5 protein-coding genes are annotated in these 4,905 nt (G+C 42.9%); all 5 read left to right on the top strand.

The window, feature by feature from the left end; translation table 11 throughout:
- Positions 1–299 precede the first annotated feature (299 nt).
- Entirely contained in the window at positions 300–734 is a 435-nt protein-coding gene (locus tag WKT10_RS15710) for a Panacea domain-containing protein (protein WP_340278026.1), read from the top strand.
- Between the two features lie 3 nt (positions 735–737).
- On the top strand, positions 738–1,691 hold the full coding sequence (locus WKT10_RS15715) for a hypothetical protein (RefSeq protein WP_340278027.1): 954 nt from the start codon (positions 738–740) through the stop codon (positions 1,689–1,691).
- A 67-nt stretch (positions 1,692–1,758) separates the two neighbouring features.
- On the top strand, positions 1,759–2,508 hold the full coding sequence (gene terS, locus WKT10_RS15720; RefSeq protein ID WP_340278028.1) for a phage terminase small subunit: 750 nt from the start codon (positions 1,759–1,761) through the stop codon (positions 2,506–2,508).
- Positions 2,498–3,928, top strand: a complete 1,431-nt coding sequence (locus WKT10_RS15725) for a PBSX family phage terminase large subunit (protein ID WP_340278030.1) — start codon at positions 2,498–2,500, stop codon at positions 3,926–3,928. The genes terS and WKT10_RS15725 overlap by 11 nt, the downstream gene beginning before the upstream one ends.
- Positions 3,929–3,939: 11 nt before the next feature.
- Positions 3,940–4,905: phage portal protein (locus WKT10_RS15730; RefSeq protein WP_340278029.1), on the top strand; the 966-nt coding region annotated here is incomplete at its 3' end.

The raw sequence follows: 4,905 nt of genomic DNA on the forward strand, positions 1-4,905 counted from the left end.
TGGTAGAGCAGGTGGCTGTTAACCACCGTGTCCCAGGTTCGATTCCTGGAGGGTCCGTTAGCCTGGTTTAGGAATCTCCACCCAGACGTTCCAGGCACAGAGAGACATCCTTGTGTGTGGGGGTTTGTTTTTTTTAAAATAGAATAAAAAGTTTAATTTGAAAATTATATAAAATGTCAATGGATTTTTTGTATAAAATAGCATATACTAAATGTAAATAAAGTATTGACAAAAAGTAGACTTGGATATAATAGGCATTATATTCAAGTTTTTTGCTTTATTTACTGGGAGGTAATACTATGTATAGTGCTATTGATGTTGCAAGATACATTATCTGGTATTGTAAAAAACAAGGCTATTCTATTAGTAATCTGAAACTACAAAAAATATTGTACTTTGTTCAGGCGAATTTTCTAGTTAGTATAGGAATTCCTTGTTTTGAAGAAGATATTGAAGCTTGGGATTTCGGCCCCGTAGTGCCAGAGGTGTATCATGAGTTTAAGGTTTTTGGAAGTTCTGATATCCCTAAATTTGTATGTCGAAACGCTGAAGAAATGATTTTAAAGAAGGATAAATTGTTAATCAATGAAATGGTTGATCAATGTGCACAATATTCGGCATCGACATTGGTTGAGATAACTCACAATCAAGATCCATGGTGCAATGCATACGAAAAGTATTGCAATAACATTATCGAAAAGAAAGCTATAAAAGAATATTTCGAAAAGGATTAATAAATGATTGAGTGGGATAAAAGAAAAGAAGGAAAGTCAAATTCGACATCTGATTATATTCGCGAAATGGAAAATGCGGTAGATGATTTATGTGAGCGATTATCTAAAGACTCAAAAGAATTTGATTCAAAACTATTCTTTGATATATTGCATCAATATATTAACAAAGATGATAGATTATTATATACTAATGTAACGAATTATATCTTTTCTCTTAAAAATGAAGAAACATTCGGAACAATGCAAACAAATTTAGATAAGGTTATTAATTACATATATGGAGAACAGTTTGCGTTGGATTATGAATGGAAGCCGGTTCATAGGAATCAGAAAAGTCCGTATGATAGGACAAAACGTACTGTATTAAAATTATGGGATCATATGAATCTTGCAAAGCGACAATATTCTCTATTTAAAATGACAGATGAAGATTATTCAAGGGTAGTTGATAAAAAAATGGAGGAGGCTGAAGCAAAGCTCACCAAAGATATGAATGGTCAACTTATTTCTCTTGTGTCCATTTTCACGGCCTTATCTTTTATTGTATTTGGTGGAATTAGTTCATTAGATAATATTTTTTTGGGAGCAAAAGATATACCAGTTACTAAACTGATGATAGTGGGAACGATTTGGTGTTTCTGTATTATGAATTTGGTATATGTATTTATGTTTTTTATTGCCAAGTTAACAGGATTAAATATTAAATCGTCACAAGATGTGAATGCTAATTTAGTGCAGAAATACCCATTGATTTGGTGGTGTAATTGGGTGATGATTACAATCCTGCTATTTAGTTGTTGGGCATATTATATAAAGCATGAAGGATTTAGTAGCAAGATATATACAACTCTTAATCAACATCCAACAATGTATTTTGTTGGTGGAACACTAGCGATTTTAATTTTGGTAGTTTATGCAGGGGTTAAAATATATCAATTTTCAAAGGGGAAGATTTGAAGGGATAGCTTCGGCTATCTCTTTTTCTATACCCCAAAAAACAAACACGAATGAGAGGTGGTGAGGCTTGGCAAGGGCACCAGATGAACGTCAGGAGCAGGCAAAGGAGCTGTTTCTGCAAGGTATGAAACTGATTGATATTTCTAAGACTTTGGAGGTTCCAGTGGGGACAATCCGGAGTTGGAAAAACAGATATAACTGGGATGAAAAATCCAATGCAACGTTGCATAAGCGCAAACGCAACGTTGCGAAAGCAAAGGGTGGTCAACCGGGCAATCAAAACGCCATTGGAAACCATGGCGGAGCTGCCCCAGAAGGCAATAAGAACGCAGTCACCACAGGAGAGTTCGAGACTCTCCTTTTTGATTGTCTGGATCCGGAAGAAAAGCAGCTGGCCGCAGCCGTGCCAAATGACAAGGAGCAGCTTCTCTTTCAGGAAATCCAGCTGCTGACCGTCAGGGAGTGTCGGATGCTGAAACGGATTGAGAACCTGCGGCAGGCGGACTTTACTACCGTCAAAAAGAAAAAGGGAACCGAAAAGGATAAGTGGACGGATCTGGATGAGAAACACGCAACGCTGGGCCAGATCCAGAACATAGAGGATGCCCTGACCCGTGTGCAGGCCCGCAAGCAGGCTGCCATTGATTCATTACACCGCTTCGGTGTAGATGATGCCCGTTTGGAGATCGAACTCATGAAACTGGATATGGCAACGCTGAAGCTGGGAGGACAGGAGACGGAAGTGGAAGAGGATGGATTCCTGGGGGCATTGAATACGGAGGCCGGAGACTTGTGGGGTGATCCTAATGATGATTAAGGAGCGGATCAGTCAGACAAAACAGAAGATTGAAAAGCTGAAAGGCCAGCGCAATATCCTGACAAAGGTTCAGATCTTCAAGTTTCAGCCATTTTCCCGCAAGCAGAAGCAGATCCTGACATGGTGGGTGCCTGACAGCCCTGTAAAGGATTATGACGGCATTATAGCAGATGGGGCCATCCGATCCGGTAAGACCGTCTGTATGTCCCTGTCTTTTGTGATGTGGGCCATGAGTACTTTCTCAGGTCAGAACTTTGCCATGTGCGGAAAGACCATCGGCTCCTTTCGGCGTAACGTTTTATTTTGGCTGAAGCTGATGCTTAAAAGCCGCGGCTATCGGGTGGTGGATCATCGAGCCGACAACATGGTGGAGATCAGCAGGGGACAGGTCACGAATTACTTCTACATCTTCGGCGGTAAGGATGAGCGCAGTCAGGATCTGATTCAGGGCATTACCCTGGCGGGCCTGTTCTGTGATGAGGTGGCGCTGATGCCTGAGAGCTTCGTCAACCAGGCAACTGGCCGCTGCTCCGTGACTGGATCAAAGTACTGGTTCAACTGCAACCCGGACGGCCCCTATCACTGGTTTAAGGCAAACTGGATCGACAAGGCCATCGGCTACCTGGGAAAGAAAAAGGTCGCCAAGATCCGGGAGGAGGCAAAAGCTGCGGGGAAGGAGCCGGATCTTAAAAAGCTGCTGTATGTCCATTTCACCATGGACGACAACCTGAGCCTGTCGGAAGAGATTAAGGCCAGATATCGCAGAGACTACACCGGTGTCTTTTTTAAGCGTTATATCATGGGCCTTTGGGCCATGGCCGAGGGCGTTATCTACGATATGTTTGACCCGGATAAGCACACCCGGAAAATACGGGACATAGCTCCTCTTTTGATTGACGGAGGACGCTATGTGAGCTGTGACTATGGTACTCAGAATGCGACGGTTTTCCTTCTGTGGAATAAAGGTATAGATGGCGTTTGGTACTGTATCCGTGAATACTACCATTCAGGGCGTGAGACAAAGCAGAAATCCGGGTCTGCCTATGCGGATGATTTTGAGGTTTGGCTGGATGGGACAGCAATACAGGGCGTGATTATTGACCCGGCAGCTACTTCATTTGCCGCAGAACTCAATGAACGTGGTTATAAGACGATTAAGGCAGCCAATGAGGTGACTGACGGAATACGGCTGACCATGAGTATGTTGAACCGGGGGAAAATCATGTTCAGCCAGTCCTGTATCAATACCATAAAGGAGTTTGCGTCCTACATCTGGGATGCAAAAGCAACGGACCGGGGAGAAGATGCCCCGGTGAAGCAGCACGATCATGCTATGGATGCAGTGAGGTATTTTTGCTACACAATCCTGAACAATAAGAGGGTGCGCATAAAGAAGAAATCTTCTTATGGCCTGAATTAGGAGGGAGAACTATGTATACATACACAATGCCTAGGGATGCCTGGGATGAAAGCAACCCGGATAAACGGGCAATTTACACTCTGATTATGAAGCACCGGAGAGAGGCGGAAAAGCTTAGGGTCCTGATGCAGTATTACGGAGGAGAACATAAGATCCTGTCCGAGAACCGGAAAAATAAACTGGTCTGTAACCATGCAAAAGATATCAGTGATACAGCCAGCGCTTATTTTATTGGGAATCCAATTTCGTATAAATCGGATACGGATATTGCAGATTTGACGGATCTTTTAGAAGCTGCCGGAGCGGACGAGGCCGATGGGGACAATGGTTTGGATCTGTCCATTTACGGGAGATGCTACGAATATATTTATCCCAAGGAAGATAAAACCATCCTCGCCGTGAAAAATCTTTCTCCCGAAAATACATTCATGGTTTATGACGATACGATCGAGCAGGGGGAGCTCTTTGCGGTATATTATTATATCAGGAAAGATGATACAGACAAACGGGATATAACCTATGTTGCCACTGTTCTGACTCCAAATTTTAAATGGGTACTAAATATTGAAGCCATAGATACCCCTCAGGCCCTTTTAGAGGAGCCGGAACCCCATTATCTGAGGGAAATCCCGATCATTGAGTATCTAAACAATAAACTGGCAATTGGAGACTATGAGCTTCAGATCCCGTTGATTGACGCATACAATGCCCTGATGAGCGACCGTATTGCTGATAAGGAGCAGTTTATTGATTCCATCCTTGCCATTTATGGGGCTTTGCTGGGGGATCCGGATGCTGTGGATGAGGATGGGAACACGGCAAAGGACAAGATAAAGAAAGATAAGCTGCTGGAACTTCCGGCAGATTCGAAAGCGGAGTACCTTACCCGTACATTTGATGAGACTGGGGTAGAGATCCTTAAGAAAGCGATCGAGCAGGATATCCACAAATTCAGTCACATTCCCTGTATGACGGAT

It is taken from the genome of Enterocloster sp. HCN-30185 (genome assembly GCF_037890305.1).
Lineage (GTDB): Bacteria > Bacillota > Clostridia > Lachnospirales > Lachnospiraceae > Enterocloster.